Source organism: Streptomyces sp. CA2R106, from assembly GCF_037034245.1.
GTDB lineage: Bacteria > Actinomycetota > Actinomycetes > Streptomycetales > Streptomycetaceae > Actinacidiphila.
This window is the reverse complement of sequence record NZ_JBAGKC010000206.1, coordinates 1-291: the sequence shown is the minus strand read 5'-3', so window position 1 is coordinate 291 and position 291 is coordinate 1. Positions and strand designations below refer to the sequence as shown.

The window sequence follows — 291 nt, the reverse complement described above, 5'->3', positions numbered from 1 at the left end:
CAGCGCCTCGCGGACCTCCTCCTCCGACGCCTCCACCGCCACCATGGCACCGCCCGTGGGCAGTTCCTGCATCAACCGGCCGCGCGCGGCGACGACCCGGCACGCGTCTTCCAACGACCAGACGCCCGCCACATGCGCAGCCGCCAACTCACCGATCGAATGACCGCCCACCACATGTGGCTTGACGCCCCACGACTCCAACAAGCGGAACAGGGCCACCTCGACCGCGAACAACCCGCACTGCGCCCACACCGTCTCATCCACCTCACCCCCACCCAGCCACGACGCCTC

Annotated in this window: 1 protein-coding gene; it reads right to left on the bottom strand. The window is 69.8% G+C overall.

What is annotated here, in order from left to right; translation table 11 throughout:
* Nucleotides 1-291 (bottom strand): acyltransferase domain-containing protein (locus WA788_RS35760; RefSeq protein ID WP_335984707.1); only part of this gene is annotated, 291 nt, incomplete at both ends.